Raw genomic sequence first — 23,780 nt, 5'->3', positions numbered from 1 at the left:
CTGCGAGCGCAATATCGGGCGCGAGGTTTTTTCATTTTCAATGGGATGGACGGTTCGTGACGGAGCTTCGCAGCCATAGCTGGCATGTCGCACATGGGCGCAGGCTCGATCTCGGCGAGCACAGCGTCATCATGGCGATCGTCAATGTAACGCCGGATTCCTTTTCCGACGGCGGCCACTATGAAGCCGTCGATGCGGCCGTCGCCCATGCGCTTGCCTGCGTCGAGGAGGGGGCTGATATCATCGATATCGGTGGAGAATCGACCAAACCGAACGCTGACGCCGTCAGCGCCACGGAAGAGCAGGGGCGAGTGCTGCCGGTCATCGAGGCGCTGCGTGGCAAGACGGATGCGCTGATCTCCATCGACACCTATCGCGCCGATACGGCACGGCTGGCGATTGGTGCGGGCGCGCATATCGTCAACGACGTCTTCGGTTTGCAGCGCGAGCCGGAGATCGCCGCATTGGCGGCGCAGACGGGCGCGGGGCTCTGCATCATGCATACCGGCCGCGAGAGGCAGAAACTCACTGATGTCATCGACGACCAGGTACTGTTTCTGAGCCGATCGCTCGATATCGCCGCTGCGGCCGGCGTGGACAGACAGAATATCGTACTCGATCCCGGCTTCGGTTTTGCCAAGGATACCGAGGAGAATCTGGAGCTGATGGCGCGCTTCACCGCGCTGCTGCGCTTCGAATTGCCTCTGCTGGCCGGCACGTCGCGCAAGCGTTTCGTTGGTGCGATTACCGGGCGTGACGCATCGGAGCGCGATGTGGGGACGGCGGCGACCAGTGCTATACTGCGTTTGCAGGGCGCCGCGATTTTTCGGGTACACAATGTCGCAATTAACAGGGATGCCCTGGCAGTCGCGGATGCTATCCTTAGGACACGGGCGAAATTAGGCGGCAGGACGCCATAAGCGATATGATCTACACCATCACCCTTCAGAACTGTGCCTTCTTTGCCCGCCATGGCGTGCATGATGAAGAGGAATTCCTCGGCCAACGCTTCTTCGTCGATGCCGAACTCGATGTCGATGGCGGCGATGCGCTGGATCGGGATTCGATCGGCGATACCGTCAATTACGGCATCGCCTTCAGCGTCATCGAGGAAATCGTCACCGGCCGCCGCCGCTATCTGATCGAGGCACTGGCGCTCGACGTCGCCAAGGAACTGTGTCGGCGGTTTCCGAACATCCGCCGGGCGAAGATCACCGTGCGCAAGCCGAATGCGCCGGTTCCGGGCGTTCTTGATTATGTGCAGGTGAGCGTTGAACACTTTGCCTGAAGCTGGTCTTTCGCGTGCCACTCTCGGCCTCGGCGGTAACCTCGACAATCCCGTGCGGGCCATGGCGCTTGCCTTGCGGACCCTGGATGCGCGCGTTGACTGCCGTGTTGTCGCGGTTTCGCGGGTCTATCGTACGCCGCCATGGGGCAAGACCGATCAATCCTTCTTCTATAATTCCTGCGCTGCCGTCGATACGACGCTGCCGCCGGAAGCACTGCTTGATGTCTGCCTGAATATCGAGCGCGAGATGAAGCGGGTGCGGCTGGAGCGCTGGGGGCCACGTACCATCGACATCGATGTTCTGACCTATGGCGATGTCGAACGTGCCGAACCCTTGCTGACGATCCCGCATCCGCGCATGACCGAGCGCGGCTTCGTGCTGATGCCACTTGCGGATTTCGCCGCCGATCTTGAGGTCAAGGGACGAACGGTGAAGGATTGGCTGGGCGCGGTGGACGTGCAGGGAATCGAGATCGCGGATGAAAACCGCGATTGGTGGCGTTCGGCCTGAGCTGGAAAGCAAAAAAAACCGGCATATCAAGGCCGGCTTTTTCATAGATAACGATATGCCAGTATTTTACTGAATCGAGCCCACTGCCATCTGGTCGACATCGGCGCGCTGCAACGTGACGCCGATCACCGGCACCATCTGTTCGCCAACCTTGACGGAGATCGTGACGTTCATCGACTTGTTGTCGGTGACGCGGGCGATCATAGCGCCGTTCAGCTTCTGGCGATTGAGGCCGAGGACAACCGTGCCGTCGTTGACGGTGCCAGAGGTGATGTCGAGGCCCTTACCCGCCGCTCCGTCCAGGAACTTGCCGCCATAGCTGCCGCCGTTCTGGGTGATTTCCGCCGACATGGGCTGCTGGAATACGCCGACGCGGCAAGTGCCGTCGAGCTTGACGCCCGTCGAGCCGCCATCAAGCGCCTGACCCGTCAGATTGCAGGTGAATTTCGTGCCCTTGTATTTGCCGGCGACGATCTCGCCCGGCCCGCGCCAAGAGCCGGCGACGGACTGGAAGAAGGCTTTATCACGGGATCCAGCATCGGCTGAATGTACCCAGGCACCTAAGGAAAGGGCCGCGGCGGCAAAGCCGCTAACAAGAAGAAACTGGCGCGAAAACATGGACATTCCCTAACGAAGAGGAACCTGAAACTAGTGTCCACTTTTGCCTTAGAATGGTTAATGCTTGGTTTCTTATGGAGGGGAAAGCCGCTTTTGCGGGCATTTACGACATTCAGCGGCCGGTGATGTTCGGGGCGAGGTCTCCGACGAAATCGCCGATCCCTGGCCGCTTCAATGCCTTGAACGACAGGGGGCGGCAGAGATCCATGGCGGCGATGCCGATACGCGCCGTCATCATGCCGTTGACGACGCCTTCGCCCAGTCGGGCCGAGAGTTTCGAGGCAAGGCCGTGGCCGACCAACTGCTGCACGATGCTGTCGCCAACGGCGATGGAGCCGGTGACGGCGAGGTGGGCGAGCACATCGCGCATGAGCTTGAGCATGCCGAGCCCGCCGGGCCTGCCGCCATAAAGCTCCGCCATGGCGCGGACCAATTTGGCTGATTCGTAGAGCACGTAGAGAATATCCACCAACGCCCGCGGGCTGACGGCGGTGACGACGGAGACGCGTTTCGACGCGCCGAGAATGAGAGTACGAGCACTGCGATCGAGCGGTCCGAGCAGCTCGCGTTCGGCAAGGTCGATGAGGTGCGGCGCGTCGATGATATCGTCTTCGGCGGCTTTCAGCGTTGCGCGGCCCTTTGCCGTTGCCGGGTTGGCTTCCAGCAGGGTGCAGAGACGCTGGACCAGCGCTTTCGCGCGCGCCGGGCGCGTCTCGGCAACGGCGGCGTCTGCTTCCGCCTTGATCGTCTGCACCGCCGCGAGCCGCATCATACCGGCCGTTTCGCGCACGACGATGGCAAGGACCGCAAGGATGCCGATGGCGAGCACGGTCAGTGCCGTATAGCCCAGCCAGTCGGCGCGGCTGAACAGGTTGCGAATCAATTCGTCGGTCCACAGGCCGAAGGCGAGCGATACGAGAATGCCGAAGGCGCTGAGGGCGACCTTGCCGAAGGAGAATCTGCGGCGGCGCGGCACGGCAATGGCCGCCTCGGCTTCGGATGCGGAGAGGGCAGGATTGAGGAACGGATCTTCTTCGTCCGGCGTCAGAACGATCTCGGTGTCGAAACTTTGCGGCTTGCGGCGCGGTATCTCTGCTGCCGTTTTGGTGTGAGCAACGTCTCTTGCGGTTTCGGGCTCCAGCGAAAAGGCGGCGGGACGGCGCGAAAGGCCCTTGGGATCGTCTTCTGTCGGTTTCGTCATGCGAGGCGGTCTCCGAACAGGAACTGCATGGCGCGGTCGAGGCGGATATGCGGCACGGAGAGTTTGATGCCGCCGCCGGTCTCGTCCAGCTCTGGCGGACGGAAGCGGACCACGTTCACCTCGGGCAGATGGACATTTGTCGCGCCGGGGTCAAGCGCATCGAACAGCCATTGCGGATTTTCCGGCAGGTCGCCGGGAAAGACCGCCGTCTTGCGATTGCCGTCGAAGCGCTCGCCGCCAATCGTTTCTCCGTCCATGGGTGTCCCGACGATAACGGGCAGGGTTTGGCCGTCGCGTTTGACCGTCGCCTCGCGTGTGGCGCGCACGGAGGCGATGGCCATGACGTCGATGCCTGCGCCGGCCATGCCGATCCGGTCGATGGCACGCTCCACCAGGCGGCGCGTCAAGGCTTCCAGCCGGTCGTGGCTTTCGTGATGAAGATGATCGGCCTTGGTTGCCGCGACCAGCACGCGGTCGATACGGCGGCCGAGCAGAGACGATAGCAAGGAGTTGGTACCCGGACGGAAGCAGGCAAGCACATCCGTCAGGGCGCGCTCGAGATCCTGCACGGCTTCCGGCCCACGATTGATCGCCTGCAGCGCATCGACCAGGACGATCTGCCGGTCCAGCCGGGCGAAGTGCTCGCGGAAGAAGGGTTTGACCACGACGGACTTATAGGCCTCGTAGCGCCGTTCCATCATTGCCCAGAGCGAGCCCTTCTGCGCAATGGTTTCGTTCGCGGGTATCAACGGTGCGAAGGTCAGCGCCGGTGAGCCATCGAGATCGCCGGGAAGCAGGAAGCGGCCGGGCGGCAAGGTCGATAGAGAGCGTTCGTCGGACTTGCAGGCCTTGAGATAGTCGGCAAAGCTCGTGGCGAGATCGCGCGCCGTCATTTCGTCCGCTGGTGCGGCGATGTCGGTCGCCTGCGTCATTGCCAGCCACTTTTGAGAGAGTTCGGCGCGGACGCCGGTCTTCGCGAGCGCCAGCGTTTCCTCGCTGAACGTGCGGAAGTCCTTGGCCAGCAAAGGCAGATCAAGCAGCCATTCGCCGGGATAGTCGACGATATCGATGGAAAGGCGGCCGGGTGAGAACAGACGGTTCCAGCCGCTGGCGCTCTGATAATCCAGCGTGATGCGCAGCTCGGAGATCGCCCGCGTCGAATCCGGCCAGATGCGCTCCTTCACCAGCGCGCGGATGTGATCCTCATACTGGAAGCGCGGCACGGCGTCGTCTGGTTGCGGTTCCAGGCGAACGGCGGAGACGCGGCCGGATTGCACTGGCTCGAACAGCGGCAGGCGACCGCCGTTCAGGAGATTGTGTACCAGGGAGGAAATGAACACGGTCTTGCCCGAGCGCGACAGGCCGGTGACGCCAAGACGAATGGTCGGATTGACGAGGCCGGTTGTGCGGTCGACCAGGTTGTCGAAGGCGATCCGGGCGTCGTCCGTGAAGGAGGTCAGGCTTGGCGGCAAGGCGGGATCCCTGAATGACTGCGTGGTCGTCAATATAGGAAGCAATGCAAGCGCCGAAAAGATGAGCAGGCTTTATAGATCAAAACTCACTAAATCATCGCCTGGCCTGATATTTTCCAACCGGCCCTATTCGGTGATGAATTCGCTCAGGATCCAGCCGGAGGATGTTGCGTCGATCACGGCGAGACCGGCGGTCGGGAAGCCACCGGGCAGGGCTGCGATCAGCGCATCATGGCCGATCAGGGCTTCGAGTGTCTGCTCGATGATCGGGTTGTGACCGACCAGCATCACGGAATCCTCGGTTGCCTGCGAGGAGATGATTTCAAGATAGACCTCGAGCGTCGCATTATAGAGCGCGTCGACGAAACGGACTTCAGGAGGCGGGGTTATGGCACGGCGGACCGCGTCGGCGGTCTGGCGGCAGCGCAGCGCCGTTGAGGAAATGACGAGATCCGGTTTGTAGTCCTTGTCGGCGGCTTTGTCGGCAACGATCTCGGCCGCCGCATAGCCATCGTCGCTCAGCGGTCGGTCGAAATCCCGCTGGCCGGGGGCGGCGTGCTGAGCCTGGGCATGACGCAACAGGTAAATCCTGGAAGGCGGCGGTGAGATGCTGGTCATGGCGAAATTCCCATGCTGAATTTATCCTTTGACGTATCGTTTCATCCCATGCGTCGTCAACTGCGTAACTATTGGTGATACGGGTACTTGGCGACCCATCACGCGAAGGTTACGGCGACAGCACAAATTCGGTATTTCAAGAATATGATGAAAAAATAGACCGTTAGCCGAATTTTATGACAAAATTAAAAATCGGTTTACAGCGTCTATTTGGCTTGAACCGATACTATCGGTTGGGATATACACCCCGCCATATGAGATGTTCTTCAGGAGAATCGCGTTGAGTGAGAAGATCGATCTTAGCGAGTATGTGCCCTCGGAAAACGAGGAGTTCATGAATTCGCGGCAGCGGGCCTACTTTCGAGCAAAGTTAGTAGCCTGGAAGAATGATATCCTAAGAGAAGCGCGCGAAACGCTCGAGCATCTGGCCGAAGAAAGCGCAAACCATCCCGATCTCGCCGACAGGGCTTCCTCGGAAACCGACAGAGCCATCGAACTCCGGGCTCGGGACCGCCAGCGGAAACTGATCTCGAAAATCGATGCAGCCATGCAACGGATCGATGAAGGTACCTACGGCTATTGCGAAGAAACCGGTGAGCCGATCGGCCTGAAGCGCCTCGATGCCCGCCCGATCGCTACCCTGTCGATCGAAGCGCAGGAACGCCATGAGCGCCGCGAAAAAGTTTATAAGGACGAATAAGCACCGTCCGGCTAAAATCGGACTGCAAAAAATTAAGGCACGACGGAAATCTCCGCCGTGCCTTTTTTGTGTCTTCGCAGAACCTATTGCGGCCGCATACCGATTACTTATCGCGGTTGACGCTCATTTCGCCGAAAATGCGCGCGACTTCCTTCTGAAGTGCTGCGTCCGAACCGGTGATCGGTGCGAGTTCGGGGTCGCGGCGCTGCGCGGGGGCGACTGCGGGTTGCTGCTGTATTTGCGGTTGCGGCTGCACGTTCGGAATGATCCGCTCGGCGGTGAGATTGTTTGCCATTTCCGCTTCCAGCACGCGCTGGAAATCGCTGCCGGGTTCGCGCGCCTGTGGCGCTGCAACTGCCGGGGCGGCGGGCGCGGGGCGGGGCGGTTCTTGCGGCAGGACGACATGGCGCGCCGCATCCAATATCTCGGTTGCCTCCGCCTCGCTGAGTACGGCTGCTGCGGGCTGTTGCGGGCGCGGTGGCTGGGCCGCAACCGGCTGCGCCCGCTCGATTGCCGGCGCGACGGCAACGGTCGGCTCAGCCTTCAGATAGGCTTCGATTTTGGCTTCCGCAGCCTCGGGCGCTGGGCGGTCAAGGCGTGGGAGTTCCGGCACCGGCTCCAGCCGTCGTTCAGCTGCGGCTGGCAATTCGACCGGGAGCGGTGTCTGCGCCGCGGCCTTGCTTGGATCGGAAATGCCGGATTCGATGACGATATCGGTCGGGCCGCCGATCATGATGAGGTGTTCGATGCCGTCGCGCCGGATCAGCACGAGGCGGCGGCGGGCATCGACGGCGGCGGCGTCCAGCACCTGCAGGCGCGGCTGGCGGTTCTTTCCGCCCCGCACGAAGGGCGACGGCGCTCGGCTGCGCAGGATCCAAAGGATGCCGATCAGCAGCAGAAGGGCGATGCCCACTCCACCGGCTGCAAGAAGGAAGCGGCTGCCATAGGCCCCGGCGATTTCGTCCCACATGTCGAGATACTCCGTAATTAACCCCGATGTCGCAGCCTTGCCGTGGTATACGACTGGCCGCGCGCCTTCCTCTTTGTCCTGATATGAGGCAATCATATGGACAGGTCCACCTTCGAGGCAAGATAGGATCGTTCGCTGTTCAGCGCTCTTCCTTGTGAATACAAGCCTTTCTGCCTCCGCAAAGCTTTTTGCTGAGGCGGCAAATTGCTAAAGATGATTCGAAAGGTCCGATTCCGGCGATCCGTCAAGTGCACGACGCGACAAGGAGGAGGACGGAGACGAGGGGTCCATGACGAAGCAGCGTCCGTCCGACGAGTATAGCGTACCGCTGGTGGACCGCGGGGTTCGTTCGGGCACCGTGCTGCGCATCATCCTGCTGGCGCTGGTGCTGGTGGCTGCTGCCGCTGCTTTTGTGGTCTTCAAGGACGAGCTCGACAATGAAGCCGTGCTTGGCGGGCTCGGCATTCTCGCCATGGTCGGCATCTTCTTTCTCGTGTCGTCCATCATTGGCTTCGTCGAGGTGATGCCGCAGACGCAGTCCGACAGCCTGGCGCGCTCCTTCCTGAACAGCCATCCGGACGGTACATTGATCACCGACGAAAAAGGCCGCATCGTCTACGCCAATGCCGCCTACGGCCGGTTGACGGGCGCCGCCAAGGCGACCGAGGTGCAGTCGCTGGAAACGCTGCTGTCGCGCAACCGGGAATCGAACGAGGCGCTCTATCGCCTGGCCAATGGCCTGCGTGACGGCAAGGAAGGATCGGAGGAATTCCGGTTGCTGAAGCCGCTCGGGCTTGCGGAAGGCAATGGCAATGGCGCGCATTGGTATCGCCTGAAGGCGCGCGTTCTCCCACCGGAGCAGGGACGCGGCAAGGCGCTGCATATCTGGCAAATCATCGACATCACTTCGGAACGCGATGACCAGGAGCGCTTCTTCAAGGAGCTGCAGAATGCCATCGACTATCTCGATCATGCGCCGGCGGGTTTCTTCTCGGCGGGGCGCAAGGGCGAGATATTCTATCTGAATGCGACGCTTGCCGAATGGCTGGGCTTCGATCTCACCAAGTTCACGCCAGGCTCGATGAGCGTCGGCGATCTCGTCGCGGGCGAGGGCCTGACGCTGATCCAGTCCGTGCAGGCTGAACCGGGGCTGAAGAAGACGGTGACGCTCGATCTCGATCTGCGCCGCGCCAACGGCCAGAGCCTGCCGGTGCAGATCGTTCACAGCGTTACCTCGATGCGCGACGGTGCGCCGGGCGAAAGCCGGACCATCGTTCTGACGCGCCAGAATGGCGGCGACAACGATCAGTCGGCTTCCGTCGCGGCGATGCGTTTCAGCCGCTTTTTCAACAACACGCCTATGGCGATCGCCTCGGTCGATGGCGCGGGGCGTATCCTGCGCACGAACGCGCCCTTCCTGAAGCTCTTTTCCGACCTCGTGTCGCGCGACGATATCGAGCGCGGCGCTGCGCTTGAAACGATCGTCAACGAAACCGACCGCCCACGGCTCGAGGGCGCGCTTGCCGCCGCCAAGGACCGGCAGGGCGATATCCCACCGATCGATTCCCGCAATCCGAAGGACGATACGCGGCATTTCCGGTTTTATATCAATGCCGTCATCGATCAGACCGACGAGGCACCGGAAGAGGCGGCCATCGTTTATGCCGTTGAAGTGACCGAGCAGAAGGCTCTGGAAACGCAGATGGCACAGACGCAGAAGATGAATGCGGTCGGCACGCTTGCCGGCGGCATCGCGCATGATTTCAACAATGTGCTGACGGCGATCCTGCTGTCTTCCGACCATCTGCTGCTGCAGGCCCGTCCGGCGGACGCCAGCTTCGCGGATCTGATGGAGATCAAGCGCAATGCCAACCGCGCCGCCGTGCTGGTTCGGCAGTTGCTCGCCTTCTCGCGCAAGCAGACGATGCGGCCGACGATCCTCAATCTGACCGACGTGATCGGTGACCTGCGCATGCTGGTGGAACGGTTGCTGTCGGGCACGCATGTCAAGCTCGACGTCGACTATGGCCGCGATCTCTGGCCCGTGAAGACCGATCTGTCGCAGTTCGAGCAGGTGCTGATCAATCTCTGCGTCAACGCCCGTGATGCCATGCCGGGTGGCGGCACCCTGACGCTGCGCACCCGCAATCTGCCGGCCGCCGATGTCGCAGCCTTCAACTATGCCTATCTGCCGCATGAGGAGATGGTGCTGGTCGAGGTCAACGACACCGGCACGGGCATCGCTCCGGAAATCATGGACAAGATCTTCGAGCCGTTCTTCACGACGAAGGAAGTGGGCAAGGGCACGGGTCTCGGTCTTGCCATGGTCTATGGCATCATCAAGCAGTCCGGCGGCTATATCCATCCGGAATCGGAAGTCGGCAAGGGCACGACCTTCCACATCTTCCTGCCGCGCCATATCGTCGAAATGCCGGCCCTGACGGAAGGCCAGACGCCCGAGAGCCGCGATATCTCCGCAATGGATCAGAGCGTCGCCGCCGTCGTTCCGCCGGAAGAACCGGCGGATCTCACCGGCAAGTCGGCCGTCGTCCTCTTGGTCGAAGACGAAGAGGCTGTGCGGCGCGGTGGCAAGCGCATGCTGGAGACGCGTGGTTATACTGTCTACGAGGCCGGCTCCGGCGTCGAGGCGCTCGAGATCATGGAAGAACTCGACGGCCAGGTGGATGTCGTCGTGTCCGACGTCGTCATGCCGGAAATGGACGGACCGACGCTGCTGGGAGAACTGCGCAAGAAATATCCGGACATGAAGTTCATCTTCGTCTCCGGCTATGCCGAGGACGCCTTCGCCCGCAACCTGCCGGCCGACGCCAAATTCGGCTTCCTGCCGAAACCGTTCTCGCTGAAGCAGCTTGCGGTGGTGGTCCGGGAGACGCTGGATCACTAATGAAGAGATTGCCGTAAAATTTTGTTTTCACAGGATTTTTTCTCTAGAGATTGAGCGTAAGTAGGCGGCGATGTCATGATGCCGACCAGGGAATCTCGATATTCCGATTGCCATTTTTATCCGATCCATGGCATCAAGCAGCCATGATCGACTTTGCAAATCCCAGTCTGCGGATGTGGTGGCGCTCCTTCTAGGAGCGGCAGTCGTCATTTCTTGAAATCGACCCTTGCCGCCGTGATCCGGCAGACATGGTCCATTTCTCGACATTCTTCCCGATCGCGGTGGTTCCTTTTAGGAGCACCAACAATGTCTTCACCCATTGATAGCCGCCCGGTCATCCTGACGGGCGATCGCCCAACCGGTCCCCTCCATCTCGGCCATTATGTTGGTTCCCTCAGGAACCGCGTCGCCCTTCAATACAGCCATCGGCAATACCTGCTTCTCGCGGATACGCAGGCCCTGACCGATAATGCCGATGACCCGGACAGGGTCCGCCGCAATATCCTGGAAGTCGCGTTTGATTATCTCGCCGTGGGGATCGATCCGGCTGAGACCACCATCTGCCTGCAATCTGCCTTGCCGGCGCTCGCCGAATTGACGCTGCTCTATCTGAATTTTGTGACTGTCGGTCGGCTTGAACGCAATCCGACGATCAAGACTGAGATACAGCTTCGCGGCTTCGAACGCGATATTCCGGCGGGCTTCCTTTGCTATCCGGTTTCCCAGGCCGCCGACATTACCGCCTTCAAGGCGACGATCGTTCCTGTCGGCGAAGATCAGGCTCCGTTGATCGAGCAGACCAACGAGATTGTGCGTCGTCTCAATCGGCAGGTCGGCAGCGAGATTCTTTTCGAAGCCGAGGCGATGATCCCGACTGTGGGGCGCCTGCCGGGTGTCGATGGCAAGGCGAAGATGAGCAAATCGCAGGGCAACGCTATCCCGCTCTCTGCCTCACCGGCCGATATTCGCCAGGCGGTGCGGCGGATGTACACTGATCCCGATCATCTGCGCGCAGCCGATCCGGGTAAGGTCGAAGGCAACGTTGTCTTCACCTATCTGGATGCGTTTGCCGAAGATCGGGATTTGGTCGATGAGATGAAAGCGCGATATCGAAAGGGCGGCCTTGGCGACATGGCGGTGAAACGGCACCTCGAAGATGTGCTGCAAGCGCTACTCGCGCCCATTCGCGAGAGACGTGCCCGTTATGCGGGCGATCCGGGTTATGTTCTGGACCTGCTGCGGCAGGGTACATTGAACGCAAGGGAGCGGACCGAGGCGACGCTTGACGAACTGCGCGCCGCTCTCGGTCTCTTCAGGTTGACCTGATGAGCAGCGCTATTCCGCCAGGGCAACCGCGATTTCGGCGGCGAGGCGCGCGTTGTTTTCGACCAGCGCGATGTTGGTCTTCAGGCTGCGGCCATCGGTGAGGTCGAAGATGGTGCTGAGCAGGTAGGGAGTGACCGCCTTGCCGACGATTTCGTCGCGTTCGGCGCTGTCGAGCGCGCGTTCGATATAGATCTCCATCTCCTCGCGCGGGATTTCGGCGGCTTCCGGCACGGGATTGGCGATCAGCATGCCGCCGTCGATGCCGAGTTGTTCGCGGGTTGCCTGGAAATTGGCGATCGCCGCCGGGCTGTTGAGTGTCAGCGGGCTCGACAGGCCGGAAGAACGCGACCAGAAGGCCGGGAATTCGGCGCTGTCGTAGGTGACGACGGGAACACCGCGGGTTTCCAGCACTTCCAGCGTCTTTGGGATGTCGAGGATCGCCTTGGCGCCGGCGCAGACGACGATGACGCCGGTGCGCGCGAGTTCTTCGAGGTCGGCGGAAATATCGAAGCTTTCCTCAGCGCCGCGATGCACACCGCCGATGCCGCCGGTGGCGAAAACCTTGATGCCGGCGCGGGCGGCGGCGATCATTGTCGCGGCAACCGTTGTCGCGCCCGTGCGGCGCTCGGCGATGGCAAAGGCGAGGTCGGCGCGCGATACCTTCATCGCGCCTTCGGTCTTGGCGAGCGCTTCCAGCTCTTCCGGCTCCAGGCCGATATGCAGGACGCCATGAATGACGGCGATCGTTGCCGGTACGGCGCCTTCCTGGCGGATGATCGCCTCGACGCTCTGCGCCATCTCGATATTGCCGGGATAGGGCATGCCATGGGTGATGATGGTCGATTCCAACGCCACCAGCGGCGCGCCACGCATTTTGGCGGCGGCTACTTCCTTTGAATAGGAGATCGGCAGCAGGGGGGAAATGGGTTTGGTCATGGTCTAGTCCAATCGGCTGAAACAGGAAATGCGAAATCAATGCGCTTCATGACAGAATTACGGCTTGCGGAACAAGAGCCAACATCGCCTTCAGAAGCGCGGGCGACAAATTTTCCGCCGTGGCGAAAGGGGATTGCACGGTAATGGCAGCGGCCGCTGCGCCGTGACGCACGGCCTCGGCGAGATCATGGCCGGCAAGCAAAGCGGCGAGAATGCCGGCGGCCAGCGAATCTCCGGCGCCGGTGACATCGGCGATCTCATCCACCACTGGCGGCTGCAGGCTGACGGTGGTATCGCCGGAAAAGGCGATCAACTCGCGCTTGCCACGGGTGATCACACCGCTCTTGAGGCCGAGCGCGCGCAGTTCGGCAACCCAATCACGCGGATCGTCCGGCCGGCTTTCCGTCAGTGCCGCGGCCTCCGCCTCATTGAGGAAAAGGTGGTCGATCCCGGCAAGGCAGGGCTTCAGGCGCACGACCTTGGCCGGCGAAATCGCGATTGCGGCCAATGGCTTGCCGTAGGTGGATGCCCGCGCGGCAATTGCGCTTAGCGTATCGGCCGGCAGGTTGGCGTCGCAGAGGATCAGATCGGTGGCCTCGAAAGCGTCGCGGATGGCGCGGATCGCCAGCCGGCGCGGTACGAACAGCTTGTAGAGCTCCATGTCGGCAAGCGCGATCACCAGATTGCCGTCGCGCTCAAGGATCGCCGTATAGCTTGGCGTCTTGCGATCGAGGAAGACGAAGGGCTTGTCGTCGACGCCGGCATGGTTTGCGGCTTCCGCCACCATCTCGCCCGAGGGATCACCGCCGCGCGGCGAGATCAGCCGTACGTCGAAGCCGAGGCGAGCCAGATTGCGCGCCGCGTTGAAGCCGCCGCCACCCGCCTCCTCGAACCAGGCGCCGGGGTTGCTGGCGCCGGGCGCCGTATCGCCGAAAATGCGGCCGCGCCGATCAATATGAGCGCCGCCCAAAACGAGAATCTTCTTCGCCATATCGATCTCCTCAGCGGCCAAAAAGGCGAATCGAAGCGGTTGATAACATGCCGGAATTGGTCGGCGAGGGTACGTAAGTGCTTGGGATGAAAGAAGAAAACAAATGTAGAACGAAATTCATTTTACCTTTTTCTTTCAATTGCTTGTTGTGCTCTTGCGAAAAGAGAACAAATCGAGTACACAATTCTCATCAGCGGCGACATTGCTTGAGCGGCTTCAATAACCTAAAGGTGGATCGAATGTCTCAGAATTCTTTGCGGCTTGTAGAGGACAAATCGGTGGATAAAAGCAAGGCACTTGAAGCGGCGCTCTCTCAAATTGAGCGGTCGTTCGGCAAGGGCTCGATCATGAAGCTCGGCTCTAACGAGAACGTGGTCGAAATCGAAACAGTTTCCACCGGCTCCCTGAGCCTCGATATCGCGCTCGGCATTGGTGGCTTGCCGAAGGGGCGTATCGTCGAGATCTACGGGCCGGAAAGCTCCGGTAAGACGACACTGGCGCTGCAGACGATCGCTGAAGCCCAGAAGAAGGGCGGTATCTGCGCCTTCGTCGACGCTGAACATGCGCTCGACCCGGTCTATGCCCGCAAGCTCGGTGTTGACCTGCAGAACCTTTTGATTTCGCAGCCCGACACCGGCGAACAGGCGCTTGAGATCACCGATACTCTCGTGCGCTCCGGTGCCATCGACGTTCTCGTCGTCGACTCCGTTGCCGCGCTGACGCCGCGCGCCGAAATCGAAGGCGAAATGGGCGACAGCCTGCCGGGCCTGCAAGCCCGCCTGATGAGTCAGGCACTGCGCAAGCTCACTGCTTCGATCTCGAAGTCGAACACCATGGTGATCTTCATCAACCAGATCCGCATGAAGATCGGCGTCATGTTCGGTTCGCCGGAAACGACGACCGGTGGTAATGCGCTGAAGTTCTACGCCTCCGTCCGCCTCGACATCCGCCGTATCGGCGCCGTCAAGGAGCGCGAAGAGGTGGTCGGCAACCAGACCCGCGTCAAGGTCGTCAAGAACAAGATGGCGCCTCCCTTCAAGCAGGTGGAATTCGACATCATGTATGGCGAAGGCGTTTCCAAGACCGGCGAACTGGTCGATCTCGGCGTTAAGGCCGGCATTGTCGAGAAGTCCGGTGCTTGGTTTTCCTATAACAGCCAGCGTCTTGGCCAGGGCCGCGAAAACGCAAAGCTCTTTCTGCGCGACAACCCGGATCTTGCCCGCGAGATCGAACTGTCGCTACGCCAGAATGCCGGCCTGATCGCCGACCGCTTCCTGCAGAATGGCGGGCCTGATGCCGATGACGGCGAAGCTGCCGCTGAATAGCGGTTTCCGGAGCCTTTCCAGGCTCTGATATAGGACTAAAATTCAAAACCGGCCGTATTGTCCAAGGGATGTGCGGCCGGTTTTGTTTGTGCGGCTGGACAGGGCCGGGAGCGAACGATAAAAGCCACTGACTTTGATAGGACTTGCCGAAGGCATACTGAAGGGCCAAACATGAGCGGTGTGAATGAAATCCGGTCGACCTTCCTCGACTATTTTAAGACGAACGGCCACGAAATCGTGCCGTCGAGCCCGCTCGTGCCGCGCAACGATCCGACATTGATGTTCACCAATGCAGGCATGGTGCAGTTCAAGAACGTTTTCACCGGCCTGGAGCAGCGTCCCTATACGACGGCATCGACTGCGCAGAAATGCGTGCGCGCCGGTGGCAAGCATAACGACCTCGACAATGTCGGCTATACCGCCCGTCACCACACCTTCTTCGAAATGCTCGGCAATTTCTCTTTTGGCGACTATTTCAAGGAGCGTGCCATCGAGCTCGCCTGGAACCTGATCACCAAGGAATTCGGCATCGACGCCAAGCGCCTGCTGGTGACGGTCTATCACACCGACGACGACGCCTTTAACCTCTGGAAGAAGATCGCCGGCCTCTCGGACGACAGGATCATCCGCATCCCCACCAGCGACAATTTCTGGGCGATGGGCGATACCGGACCTTGCGGCCCGTGCTCTGAAATCTTCTACGACCATGGCGATCATATTTGGGGCGGACCTCCCGGCTCGCCGGAAGAGGATGGCGACCGCTTCATCGAGATCTGGAATCTCGTTTTCATGCAGTTCGAGCAGATCACCAAGCAGGAGCGGGTCGATCTGCCGCGGCCGTCGATCGACACCGGCATGGGTCTCGAGCGCGTTGCGGCTGTCTTGCAGGGCAAGCATGACAATTACGACATCGATCTGTTCCGGGCGCTGATCGAGGCGTCGGAAGAGGCAACCGGCGTCAAGGCCGAAGGCGAGCATCGCGCCAGCCATCGCGTTATCGCCGATCACCTGCGTTCCTCCGCCTTCTTGATCGCCGACGGCGTGCTGCCGTCGAACGAAGGCCGCGGTTACGTGCTTCGCCGCATCATGCGCCGCGCCATGCGCCATGCGCAATTGTTGGGCGCCAAGGAACCGTTGATGTGGAGGCTGTTGCCGGCGCTGGTGCAGCAGATGGGCCGCGCCTATCCGGAACTTGTGCGTGCCGAAGCGCTGACCTCCGAGACGCTGAAGCTCGAAGAGACCCGTTTCCGCAAGACGCTGGAACGCGGCCTGTCGCTGCTGAACGATGCCACTTCGGAGCTGCATAAGGGCGACAGCCTCGACGGCGAAACCGCTTTCAAGCTCTATGATACCTATGGCTTCCCGCTGGACCTGACGCAGGATGCTCTGCGCGCCCGCGGCATCGGCGTCGATATCTCGAGCTTCACCGATGCGATGGAACGGCAGAAGGCCGAGGCACGTTCGCATTGGACCGGCTCCGGTGACAAGGCGACCGAAACCATCTGGTTCGAGCTCAAGGAAAAGCACGGCGCCACCGAGTTCCTCGGTTATGACACGGAAGTTGCCGAAGGCGTGATCCAGACGATCGTCAAGGACGGTGTTGCCGTCGACAGCGCCTCCGCCGGCGATAAGGTGCAGATCATCGTCAACCAGACGCCGTTTTATGGCGAATCCGGCGGTCAGATGGGCGATACCGGCGTCATCTCCAGCGACAACGGCAAGCTTGCGGTCAGCGATACCCAAAAGAAGGGCGAGGGCCTGTTCGTGCATATCGCCACGGTTTCGGACGGCACGATCAAGGCCGGCGATGCCGTCGTCCTGACCGTCGATCACAACAGGCGCTCGCGCCTGCGCGCCAACCATTCGGCGACCCATCTGCTGCATGAAGCGCTGCGGGAAGTGCTGGGCACCCATGTGGCGCAGAAGGGCTCGCTGGTTGCGCCCGAGCGCCTGCGCTTCGACGTCTCTCATCCAAAGCCGATGTCGGCGGAGGAGCTGAAGATCGTTGAGGATATGGCCAACGAGATCGTGTTGCAGAATTCGCCGGTATCGACGCGCCTGATGAGCGTCGACGATGCCATTGCCGAAGGCGCGATGGCGCTGTTCGGTGAAAAGTATGGCGATGAAGTGCGCGTCGTGTCCATGGGGCAGGGCGTGCGCGGTGCGAAGGCCGGCAAGCCTTATTCCATCGAGCTTTGCGGCGGTACACATGCCGCTGCCACCGGTCAGATCGGCCTTATCCGCATTCTCGGCGATAGCGCCGTTGGTGCTGGCGTGCGTCGCATCGAGGCGGTCACCGGCGAATCCGCTCGTGATTATCTGGCTGAACAGGACGACCGGGTGAAGGCGCTTGCCACCGCGCTAAAAGTGCAGCCGACCGATGTCGTTTCGCGCGTCGAAGCACTGATGGATGAGCGCCGTAAGCTGGAGCGTGAACTGGCAGATGCCAAGCGTAAGCTTGCCATGGGCGGCGGCCAGGGCGGTTCCGCCGATGCAGTCCGCGACATCGGCGGCGTCAAGTTCCTCGGCAAGGCCATTTCCGGCGTCGATCCGAAGGATCTCAAGGGCCTCGCCGATGACGGCAAGACCAGCCTTGGCTCCGGCGTCGTTGCGCTGATCGGCGTTTCCGAAGACGGCAAGGCCAGCGCCGTTGTCGCCATCACCGACGATCTGATCGGCCGCTTCAGCGCCGTCGATCTCGTCCGCATCGCCTCTGCCGCTCTCGGCGGCAAGGGTGGTGGTGGCCGTCCCGACATGGCCCAGGCCGGTGGACCGGATGGCGACAAGGCGGATGAGGCGATCGAGGCTGTTGCTGCTGCACTCGCCGGCTAAGGCCTAGATTTCATTGAAGATTGATAAGCGGCGGGGGTGAATAACCCTCGCCGTTTTGTTTGTGCCCGAAACTCAGCAGGATTTGTCAAATCGAGTTATGGTTCCTTGGGGCCGATCGATTTGCAAGGGGGCTGACATGAACGGCGAAACGGCATGGGCGCTTTATGAAACCCGTCTGCGGCGGGTTTCGGCCTATATCCACGAGCATCTGGACGAAGAGCTCGATATGGAGAGACTTGCCGAGATCGCCTGTATGTCCAGCTATCATTGGCACAGGATCTATCGGGCGATCTATGGCGAGACGGCGGCCGCGACCGTCAAGCGGTTGCGGCTGCACCGTGCCGCCGGCGATCTCGTCAACACCGATCTTGTCGTCGGCGACATTGCAAAGCGGTCGGGCTATCCCAACCTCCAATCGTTCAATCGCATCTTCAAATCCGTCTACGGCATGCCGCCGGCGCGATATCGGAATGAGGGAAGCCACACGATCTTCGAACCCAGCACCCAAGGAAGGATCAGGCTTATGTTCGACGTCACGCTTCGCACCATTTCCCCGCTCTCGCTGATCGGCGTTTCCCATACCGGCCCCTACATGCAGATCGGCCAGGCTTTCGAAACCCTGTTCGGTACGCTGTACGCTCGTGGCCTTGCCAGGCCCGATATGCGGATGATCGGTGTCTATCTCGACGACCCGGATGTCGTTTCGGCGGAGAAACTGCGCTCCTATGCCTGCGTCAATGCCAGCGAGGAGGTAGCCGCCAACGCTCCGCTGGAGCGTCGGACAGTCGATGGCGGTGAATATGCGGTGTTGCGGCACAAAGGCCCTTATGCGGATATGTACAAGGCTTATCAGTGGCTCTATGCCGAATGGCTGCCCGCTTCCGGTCGCCAGCTGCGTGACGCATTGATGTTCGAGGAATACCTCAACAATCCGCGTGATGTGCAGCCGACGGAGTTATTGACCGAAATCTACATGCCGTTGCAATAGCGGCATGGAGTCTCGCTTGAGAGAATGGCTGTAGATCTTTGTCTCTTCAGCCATTTTCCTGTTTCGGCATCGCCGCGTTATCGATGTCGTTGCCGCGACGATAGGCATCGCGATTGCTGACGCGGTTCCAGTAATCGATGTAGGCCGGCCGTTTTTCGATCGTGCCGAAGTTGAGACCCCAGCCGATATGGGAGCCGACATAGACGTCGGCGGCCGTGAAACGGTCGCCTGTAATGTAGGGCGAAGCGGTTACTGCCTGCTCTAGCGTGTCGAAGACATTATCCAGGCTGCCGCAACCGGCCATGCGCAAGCGCTCGGACGGAATTTCGAAGCCGAGGGCACGATTGGTGACGGCCATTTCCATCGGTCCGGCGGCGAAGAACATCCAGCGGAAATAGCGGCCGCGTTCCGCTGCCGTCGGTGCAAGGCCCGCCTGCGGAAAGGTTTCGGCCAGATAGGCGCAGATAGCAGCACCTTCGGTGACGACGGTCTCGCCATGCTTGATCGCCGGTACCTTGCCCATTGGGTTCACCGAAAGATACTCGGGCGCCTTCATCGTCGTGCCGAAGTCCAGATATTCGGTGCGATAGGGCACACCGATCTCCTCCAGCATCCAGCGGGCAATGCGCCCGCGCGACATCGGGTTGGTGTAGAAAACGAGTTCCTCGGTCATGCGTTCCTCCCTTTTGTTCTGCCATTCTTGCCATCCGCAACGCGTGGCGGCAAGATTTTCCGGCAAAAGAAAACCCGGCGCTGAGGCCGGGTTTCCGTAAGCTTTGATGTTGCCGAGGCTTAGGCAGCCATGGCCTTCTGCAGGTTCTCGTCGATCTTGTCGAGGAAGGCGGTGGTGGAGAGCCACGGCTGGTCGGGACCGATCAGCAGCGCTAGATCCTTGGTCATGTAGCCGGATTCGACGGTGTCGACGCAAACGGTTTCGAGCGTCGCTGCGAACTTGGCGAGTTCGGCGTTGTCGTCGAGCTTGGCGCGATGCGCGAGGCCGCGGGTCCAGGCGAAGATCGAGGCGATCGAGTTCGTTGAGGTTTCCTGGCCCTTCTGGTGCTGACGGTAGTGGCGGGTAACCGTGCCGTGAGCAGCTTCGGCTTCGACGGTCTTGCCGTCTGGCGTCAGCAGAACCGAGGTCATCAGGCCGAGCGAGCCGAAGCCCTGGGCGACCGTATCGGACTGAACGTCACCGTCATAGTTCTTGCAGGCCCAGACATAGCCACCGGACCACTTCAGCGCGGAAGCGACCATGTCGTCGATCAGGCGATGTTCGTAGGTGATGCCGACTTCGTCGAACTTCGCCTTGAATTCGCTCTGGTAGATCTCTTCGAAGATATCCTTGAAGCGGCCGTCGTAGGCCTTGAGGATGGTGTTCTTGGTCGAGAGGTAAACCGGCCACTTGCGCATCAGGCCGTACATCATCGAAGCGCGGGCGAATTCGCGGATCGATTCGTCGAGGTTGTACATGGCCATTGCCACGCCGGCGCCAGGAGCGTCGAAGACTTCCTTCTCGATGACTGCGCCGTCTTCGCCAACGAACTTGATGGTCAGCTTGCCCTTGCCGGGGAATTTGAAATCGGTTGCACGGTACTGGTCGCCGAAGGCGTGACGGCCGACGACGATCGGCTTGGTCCAGCCGGGAACGAGGCGCGGTACGTTCTTGCAGATGATCGGCTCGCGGAAGATGACGCCGCCGAGGATGTTGCGGATCGTGCCGTTCGGGCTCTTCCACATTTGCTTGAGGTTGAATTCCTTGACGCGATCTTCATCGGGCGTGATCGTCGCGCACTTGATGCCGACGCCGTGCTTCTTGATGGCGTTGGCGGCGTCGACGGTGACCTGGTCGTTGGTCGCATCGCGGTTTTCGACCGAGAGGTCGTAATAGTCGATATCGATATCGAGGTAAGGATGGATCAGTTTGTCTTTGATAAACTGCCAGATGATGCGAGTCATCTCGTCGCCATCGAGATCGGCAACGGGGTTAGCGACCTTGATCTTCTTCATGCTTCTGCCTCGTTTAAGCTGATGGGGGCGGATGTCCCCGTGAGTGATATGAAGTCTCGAGCGCTATAGCATCGCAAGTTCCGAACGCAAAGCCAAAGAGGCGCCAAAGCGGCGTTTTTGCTCATCACATCCTCCTCATCGCGCCGTTTGCTTTTGCAGGACGAACCATTGCCAAAGCGACGGATGCGGCTAATGTCGCGCGCATGCTTCGCTGATCGTTATGGATTCTTAATCATGCAGAAAATTGTCGCTGCCGCGCTTCTCGCTGTTTTCCTTCCCCTCTCGCTCAGTGCAGGCCCGGCCGCGGCGGCCGATGTGACGACGCCGGTCAGGCAAGTGATGGACGCCACTGTGTCCAACTGGGCGGGCGGCGACAGCGACTGGCAGGATATTTTCGAGGAGAGCAGGCTGGATGAGCGCTACAGCAAGGATCTCATTGCGAAATACAAGGCGGCGGCACAGTTTCCCGCTGCCGACGAGGATGGCATTTCACCCTTTGACTACGACGTCATTGTCGGCGGTCAGGATGCATGTCCGCTACAGGACCTGAATATCGCCCCGCAAGCCCCCAAGGGCGAGACGACGGAGGTCGTAGCGACCTTCAAGTCTTTGGCTTGCCAGGGCTCGGACGCCGCTAGTCAGGCGGTGACCACGGTGCGTTTCGAGGTCATTCAGGAGACAGGCAAGCCCGTCATCGACGACATCATCACGGTCGATGAGGGCGGTCAGTCCAATTCGCTGAAATCCGTTATGCAGGATATCGTCAAGCAACAGCAGTCGGCGGACCAGCAGCAGAAACAACCGGATCAGAAATAAGTCTCTGGATACAGCCTGAACGGGCCGAGGCTCAAAAGTCTTGCCGATTGCCGCCTGTCTCGTTATTGCGACCGTGATTTGCGCGATATGGTCCGCGCATGGGGAAAGGCGTCATGGCAGGCACGAATAGCGAGCGTCAACTTCTGGCCGAAGGGCCGGCCGTCATTCTGGTCGAGCCGCAGATGGGCGAAAATATCGGCATGGTGGCGCGCGCCATGGCGAATTTCGGCCTCGCCGAGCTTCGCCTCGTCAACCCGCGCGACGGCTGGCCCAACGAAAGGGCGCAGGCGACCGCTTCCAAGGCCGATCACATCATCGAGGCGACCAAGGTCTACGAGACGCTGGAGCAGGCGGTTGCCGATCTCAACTTCGTCTACGCGACGACGGCACGCGAGCGTGACGGCTTCAAGCCGGTGCGGTCGCCGGTGGTTGCTGCCGAGACGCTTCGGGCGAGATTCAGGGCGGGCGAGGGCACCGGCATCCTTTTCGGTCGCGAACGCTGGGGGCTGACGAACGAGGAAGTGGCGCTGGCCGACGAGATCGTGACCTTTCCCGTCAATCCCGCCTTTGCTTCACTGAATATCGCTCAGGCCGTGCTGCTGATGTCCTATGAATGGATGAAGACCGGCATGGAGGATGTTGCCGCCGTTCCCTTCCAGGCGATGGAGCAGCGCCCTTCGACCAAGGAGCAGCTCTTCGGTCTGTTTGACCAGCTCGAAGAAGCGTTGGATGCGCGCAACTATTTCCATCCCGCCGGGAAAAAGCCGAAAATGATCGACAATCTGCGTGCGGTCCTCTCGCGCCGGGCGTTTACCGAACAGGAAATCAGCGTCTTGCGCGGGGTGATCTCGTCCCTCGACCGCTTCACGCGAAAATCTCCGCGCGGCAGCGGCTCGCATCCCAGATCCTCCGCTGCACCCAAGGAAACCACAAGCGATGACAGCAACGGCGAATGAGCTGAAACCGGTTCTGATGTTCGATTCGGGCATTGGTGGCCTGACGGTGCTGCGCGAGGCGAGGGTGTTGATGCCGGAGCGCGGTTTCATCTATGTCGCCGACGATGCCGGTTTCCCCTATGGCGACTGGGAAGAGCAGGCGTTGCGCGAGCGCATAGTTGGTCTCTTCGCCAAGCTTTTGGCGGATTACGATCCGGAAATCTGCATTATCGCCTGCAATACCGCCTTCACGCTTGTCGGTGCCGACTTGCGTGCCGCTTATCCGCAAATGACCTTCGTCGGCACCGTGCCGGCCATCAAGCCGGCGGCGGAGCGGACGCGCTCCGGTCTCGTCTCGGTCCTGGCGACGCCGGGCACCGTCAAGCGCGCCTATACCCGCGATCTCATCCAGTCCTTTGCGACGCAATGCCATGTCCGGCTCGTCGGCTCGGAAAATCTGGCGCGCATAGCGGAAGCCTATATTCGCGGCGGCACGGTTTCCGATGATGCTGTGCTCTCCGAAGTCGGTCAGTGCTTTGTCGAGATGGATGGCCGCAAGACCGATATCGTCGTGCTTGCCTGCACGCATTATCCTTTCATGGCCAATATCTTCCGCAGGCTTGCGCCCTGGCCGGTCGATTGGCTCGACCCGGCCGAGGCGATCGCGCGTCGCGCCCGCAGCCTGGTGCCGCAGGTAGCCGATGCCGTTCATCCCGACACTTACGATTTCGCCGTCTTCACCTCCGGCACGCCGGATTTTCCGACACGACGGCTGATGCAGGGCTTTGGGTTGAGGGCATAACGATATGGCTGGCACGATTTCATTGCGGAAACTCGATCTCGTTGACATGCCGGCTGCGGCCGGGGTCCATCGGGCCGCCTTCGATGAGCGGCTTCCGACGCTGTCGGGGCTCCATACGTCGGAGGAGGATGTCGGCTTCTGGAGCGCGGTCGTCTTTAAGGATTGCCAGATATGGGGTGCAGAGGAGGACGGTCGCCTCGTTGGCGTCATCGCTTTCCTCGAGGATTGGATCGATCAGCTCTACGTCCTGCCCGATGCGCAGGGGCGCGGTATCGGTACCCAGTTGCTGGAGGTCGCCAAATCCGCCTATCCGTCGCTTTCACTCTGGACTTTTCAGCGAAACGTCGCAGCGCGGCGTTTTTACGAGAAACACGGCTTCTTGGTTGTTGACGAGTCGGACGGGGCGGGCAATGAGGAGAAGGAGCCCGACGTGCTCTACAAGTGGGAAGCGCGGTTGCATCGCTTATAGAGCAATGTGAAGGCGGTATTGGGGGAGGACGATATTTGATGTCTTTTGAAAAGCGTTGCAGTTTCATTGT

Annotated in this window: 22 protein-coding genes; 13 read left to right on the top strand and 9 right to left on the bottom strand. The window is 60.7% G+C overall.

Going from position 1 to position 23,780, the window contains the following annotated elements:
- Positions 1-56 precede the first annotated feature (56 nt).
- From folP to folK, 3 genes are read left to right on the top strand one after another with little or no spacing between them, the layout of a single operon-like run.
- Positions 57-920, top strand: a complete 864-nt coding sequence (gene folP, locus AC1RO0_RS02180; protein ID WP_498591334.1) for a dihydropteroate synthase — start codon at positions 57-59, stop codon at positions 918-920.
- A 5-nt stretch (positions 921-925) separates the two neighbouring features.
- A complete protein-coding gene (gene folB / locus AC1RO0_RS02175; protein WP_007696397.1) occupies positions 926-1,288 on the top strand; it encodes a dihydroneopterin aldolase in 363 nt (120 codons plus the stop codon).
- The gene (folK, locus tag AC1RO0_RS02170; protein WP_498592359.1) at positions 1,281-1,799 is read left to right on the top strand and encodes a 2-amino-4-hydroxy-6-hydroxymethyldihydropteridine diphosphokinase; all 519 of its coding nucleotides are present in this window, start codon (positions 1,281-1,283) and stop codon (positions 1,797-1,799) included. The genes folB and folK overlap by 8 nt, the downstream gene beginning before the upstream one ends.
- A 66-nt stretch (positions 1,800-1,865) precedes the next feature.
- Here the strand turns inward: folK and AC1RO0_RS02165 are convergent, their stop codons facing one another.
- From AC1RO0_RS02165 to AC1RO0_RS02150, 4 genes are all read right to left on the bottom strand, one after another.
- Positions 1,866-2,417: a hypothetical protein gene (locus tag AC1RO0_RS02165; protein ID WP_498591333.1), complete on the bottom strand. Its 552-nt coding sequence runs from the start codon at positions 2,415-2,417 to the stop codon at positions 1,866-1,868.
- 112 nt (positions 2,418-2,529) lie between these two features.
- Positions 2,530-3,618 carry a YcjF family protein gene (locus AC1RO0_RS02160; RefSeq protein WP_498591332.1) on the bottom strand — a complete coding sequence of 363 codons (1,089 nt, stop codon included), beginning with the start codon at positions 3,616-3,618 and terminating at the stop codon, positions 2,530-2,532.
- Positions 3,615-5,090, bottom strand: a complete 1,476-nt coding sequence (locus tag AC1RO0_RS02155; RefSeq protein ID WP_498591331.1) for a YcjX family GTP-binding protein — start codon at positions 5,088-5,090, stop codon at positions 3,615-3,617. Before AC1RO0_RS02155 ends, AC1RO0_RS02160 begins: the two co-directional genes overlap by 4 nt.
- A gap of 126 nt (positions 5,091-5,216) precedes the next feature.
- On the bottom strand, positions 5,217-5,708 hold the full coding sequence (locus tag AC1RO0_RS02150; RefSeq protein WP_498591330.1) for a SixA phosphatase family protein: 492 nt from the start codon (positions 5,706-5,708) through the stop codon (positions 5,217-5,219).
- 280 nt (positions 5,709-5,988) lie between these two features.
- On the opposite strand from AC1RO0_RS02150, the gene dksA reads away from it, so the two are divergent.
- Positions 5,989-6,408, top strand: coding sequence for an RNA polymerase-binding protein DksA (gene dksA, locus AC1RO0_RS02145; RefSeq protein ID WP_007696378.1), 420 nt, complete (start codon positions 5,989-5,991; stop codon positions 6,406-6,408).
- A gap of 103 nt (positions 6,409-6,511) precedes the next feature.
- Here the strand turns inward: dksA and AC1RO0_RS02140 are convergent, their stop codons facing one another.
- Positions 6,512-7,378, bottom strand: coding sequence for a flagellar biosynthetic protein FliO (locus AC1RO0_RS02140; RefSeq protein WP_498592358.1), 867 nt, complete (start codon positions 7,376-7,378; stop codon positions 6,512-6,514).
- 289 nt (positions 7,379-7,667) lie between these two features.
- Between AC1RO0_RS02140 and cckA the strand changes: the two genes are divergently transcribed.
- Together cckA and trpS are read left to right on the top strand one after the other, a co-directional pair.
- Positions 7,668-10,283: a cell cycle histidine kinase CckA gene (gene cckA / locus AC1RO0_RS02135; protein WP_498591329.1), complete on the top strand. Its 2,616-nt coding sequence runs from the start codon at positions 7,668-7,670 to the stop codon at positions 10,281-10,283.
- Between the two features lie 306 nt (positions 10,284-10,589).
- Entirely contained in the window at positions 10,590-11,609 is a 1,020-nt protein-coding gene (gene trpS / locus AC1RO0_RS02130; protein WP_498591328.1) for a tryptophan--tRNA ligase, read from the top strand.
- Between the two features lie 9 nt (positions 11,610-11,618).
- Here trpS and AC1RO0_RS02125 read toward each other — a convergent pair whose 3' ends face one another.
- Positions 11,619-12,545, bottom strand: coding sequence for a pseudouridine-5'-phosphate glycosidase (locus tag AC1RO0_RS02125; protein WP_498591327.1), 927 nt, complete (start codon positions 12,543-12,545; stop codon positions 11,619-11,621).
- 46 nt (positions 12,546-12,591) lie between these two features.
- On the bottom strand, positions 12,592-13,536 hold the full coding sequence (locus tag AC1RO0_RS02120; RefSeq protein ID WP_498591326.1) for a carbohydrate kinase family protein: 945 nt from the start codon (positions 13,534-13,536) through the stop codon (positions 12,592-12,594).
- A 239-nt stretch (positions 13,537-13,775) separates the two neighbouring features.
- On the opposite strand from AC1RO0_RS02120, the gene recA reads away from it, so the two are divergent.
- The 3 genes from recA to AC1RO0_RS02105 all read left to right on the top strand — a co-directional run bounded on the left by recA (position 13,776) and on the right by AC1RO0_RS02105 (position 18,681).
- Positions 13,776-14,861 carry a recombinase RecA gene (gene recA, locus AC1RO0_RS02115; protein ID WP_012651593.1) on the top strand — a complete coding sequence of 362 codons (1,086 nt, stop codon included), beginning with the start codon at positions 13,776-13,778 and terminating at the stop codon, positions 14,859-14,861.
- Positions 14,862-15,032: 171 nt separating this feature from the next.
- A complete protein-coding gene (gene alaS / locus AC1RO0_RS02110) occupies positions 15,033-17,693 on the top strand; it encodes an alanine--tRNA ligase (protein ID WP_498591325.1) in 2,661 nt (886 codons plus the stop codon).
- Between the two features lie 136 nt (positions 17,694-17,829).
- Positions 17,830-18,681 (top strand): AraC family transcriptional regulator, encoded by an 852-nt coding sequence (locus AC1RO0_RS02105; RefSeq protein ID WP_498591324.1) that lies wholly within the window; start codon positions 17,830-17,832, stop codon positions 18,679-18,681.
- A gap of 46 nt (positions 18,682-18,727) precedes the next feature.
- Here the strand turns inward: AC1RO0_RS02105 and AC1RO0_RS02100 are convergent, their stop codons facing one another.
- Both AC1RO0_RS02100 and AC1RO0_RS02095 read right to left on the bottom strand, forming a co-directional pair.
- Positions 18,728-19,354, bottom strand: coding sequence for a glutathione S-transferase family protein (locus tag AC1RO0_RS02100; protein WP_498591323.1), 627 nt, complete (start codon positions 19,352-19,354; stop codon positions 18,728-18,730).
- 119 nt (positions 19,355-19,473) lie between these two features.
- Positions 19,474-20,688 (bottom strand): NADP-dependent isocitrate dehydrogenase, encoded by a 1,215-nt coding sequence (locus AC1RO0_RS02095; protein ID WP_007696360.1) that lies wholly within the window; start codon positions 20,686-20,688, stop codon positions 19,474-19,476.
- A 234-nt stretch (positions 20,689-20,922) separates the two neighbouring features.
- Between AC1RO0_RS02095 and AC1RO0_RS02090 the strand changes: the two genes are divergently transcribed.
- The 4 genes from AC1RO0_RS02090 (at position 20,923) to AC1RO0_RS02075 (ending at position 23,710) form a co-directional block, all read left to right on the top strand.
- The gene (locus AC1RO0_RS02090) at positions 20,923-21,504 is read left to right on the top strand and encodes a hypothetical protein (RefSeq protein ID WP_498591322.1); all 582 of its coding nucleotides are present in this window, start codon (positions 20,923-20,925) and stop codon (positions 21,502-21,504) included.
- Positions 21,505-21,617: 113 nt separating this feature from the next.
- The gene (locus tag AC1RO0_RS02085; protein WP_498591321.1) at positions 21,618-22,460 is read left to right on the top strand and encodes an RNA methyltransferase; all 843 of its coding nucleotides are present in this window, start codon (positions 21,618-21,620) and stop codon (positions 22,458-22,460) included.
- Entirely contained in the window at positions 22,441-23,241 is an 801-nt protein-coding gene (gene murI, locus AC1RO0_RS02080; protein WP_498591320.1) for a glutamate racemase, read from the top strand. The genes AC1RO0_RS02085 and murI overlap by 20 nt, the downstream gene beginning before the upstream one ends.
- A 4-nt stretch (positions 23,242-23,245) precedes the next feature.
- Entirely contained in the window at positions 23,246-23,710 is a 465-nt protein-coding gene (locus tag AC1RO0_RS02075) for a GNAT family N-acetyltransferase (RefSeq protein WP_498591319.1), read from the top strand.
- Positions 23,711-23,780: the final 70 nt, after the last annotated feature.

The sequence above is a fragment of the Rhizobium sp. GW821-FHT14E12 genome, assembly GCF_058803745.1.
Note: the sequence above shows the minus strand (reverse complement) of the source record. Positions and strands in the feature narration are given on the sequence as shown.

Bases quoted from the DNA above. Each gene is read 5' to 3' on its own strand.
- AC1RO0_RS02140 (WP_498592358.1), bottom strand. From the start codon at position 7,378: ATGTGGGACGAAATCGCCGGGGCCTATGGCAGCCGCTTCCTTCTTGCA.
- AC1RO0_RS02105 (WP_498591324.1), top strand. From the start codon at position 17,830: ATGAACGGCGAAACGGCATGGGCGCTTTATGAAACCCGTCTGCGGCGG.
- AC1RO0_RS02095 (WP_007696360.1), bottom strand. From the start codon at position 20,688: ATGAAGAAGATCAAGGTCGCTAACCCCGTTGCCGATCTCGATGGCGAC.
- AC1RO0_RS02075 (WP_498591319.1), top strand. From the start codon at position 23,246: ATGGCTGGCACGATTTCATTGCGGAAACTCGATCTCGTTGACATGCCG.
- AC1RO0_RS02100 (WP_498591323.1), bottom strand. From the start codon at position 19,354: ATGACCGAGGAACTCGTTTTCTACACCAACCCGATGTCGCGCGGGCGC.
- AC1RO0_RS02160 (WP_498591332.1), bottom strand. From the start codon at position 3,618: ATGACGAAACCGACAGAAGACGATCCCAAGGGCCTTTCGCGCCGTCCC.
- cckA (WP_498591329.1), top strand. From the start codon at position 7,668: ATGACGAAGCAGCGTCCGTCCGACGAGTATAGCGTACCGCTGGTGGAC.
- folB (WP_007696397.1), top strand. From the start codon at position 926: ATGATCTACACCATCACCCTTCAGAACTGTGCCTTCTTTGCCCGCCAT.
- trpS (WP_498591328.1), top strand. From the start codon at position 10,590: ATGTCTTCACCCATTGATAGCCGCCCGGTCATCCTGACGGGCGATCGC.
- AC1RO0_RS02120 (WP_498591326.1), bottom strand. From the start codon at position 13,536: ATGGCGAAGAAGATTCTCGTTTTGGGCGGCGCTCATATTGATCGGCGC.
- recA (WP_012651593.1), top strand. From the start codon at position 13,776: ATGTCTCAGAATTCTTTGCGGCTTGTAGAGGACAAATCGGTGGATAAA.
- murI (WP_498591320.1), top strand. From the start codon at position 22,441: ATGACAGCAACGGCGAATGAGCTGAAACCGGTTCTGATGTTCGATTCG.
- alaS (WP_498591325.1), top strand. From the start codon at position 15,033: ATGAGCGGTGTGAATGAAATCCGGTCGACCTTCCTCGACTATTTTAAG.
- AC1RO0_RS02085 (WP_498591321.1), top strand. From the start codon at position 21,618: ATGGCAGGCACGAATAGCGAGCGTCAACTTCTGGCCGAAGGGCCGGCC.
- AC1RO0_RS02150 (WP_498591330.1), bottom strand. From the start codon at position 5,708: ATGACCAGCATCTCACCGCCGCCTTCCAGGATTTACCTGTTGCGTCAT.
- AC1RO0_RS02165 (WP_498591333.1), bottom strand. From the start codon at position 2,417: ATGTTTTCGCGCCAGTTTCTTCTTGTTAGCGGCTTTGCCGCCGCGGCC.
- AC1RO0_RS02125 (WP_498591327.1), bottom strand. From the start codon at position 12,545: ATGACCAAACCCATTTCCCCCCTGCTGCCGATCTCCTATTCAAAGGAA.
- AC1RO0_RS02090 (WP_498591322.1), top strand. From the start codon at position 20,923: ATGCAGAAAATTGTCGCTGCCGCGCTTCTCGCTGTTTTCCTTCCCCTC.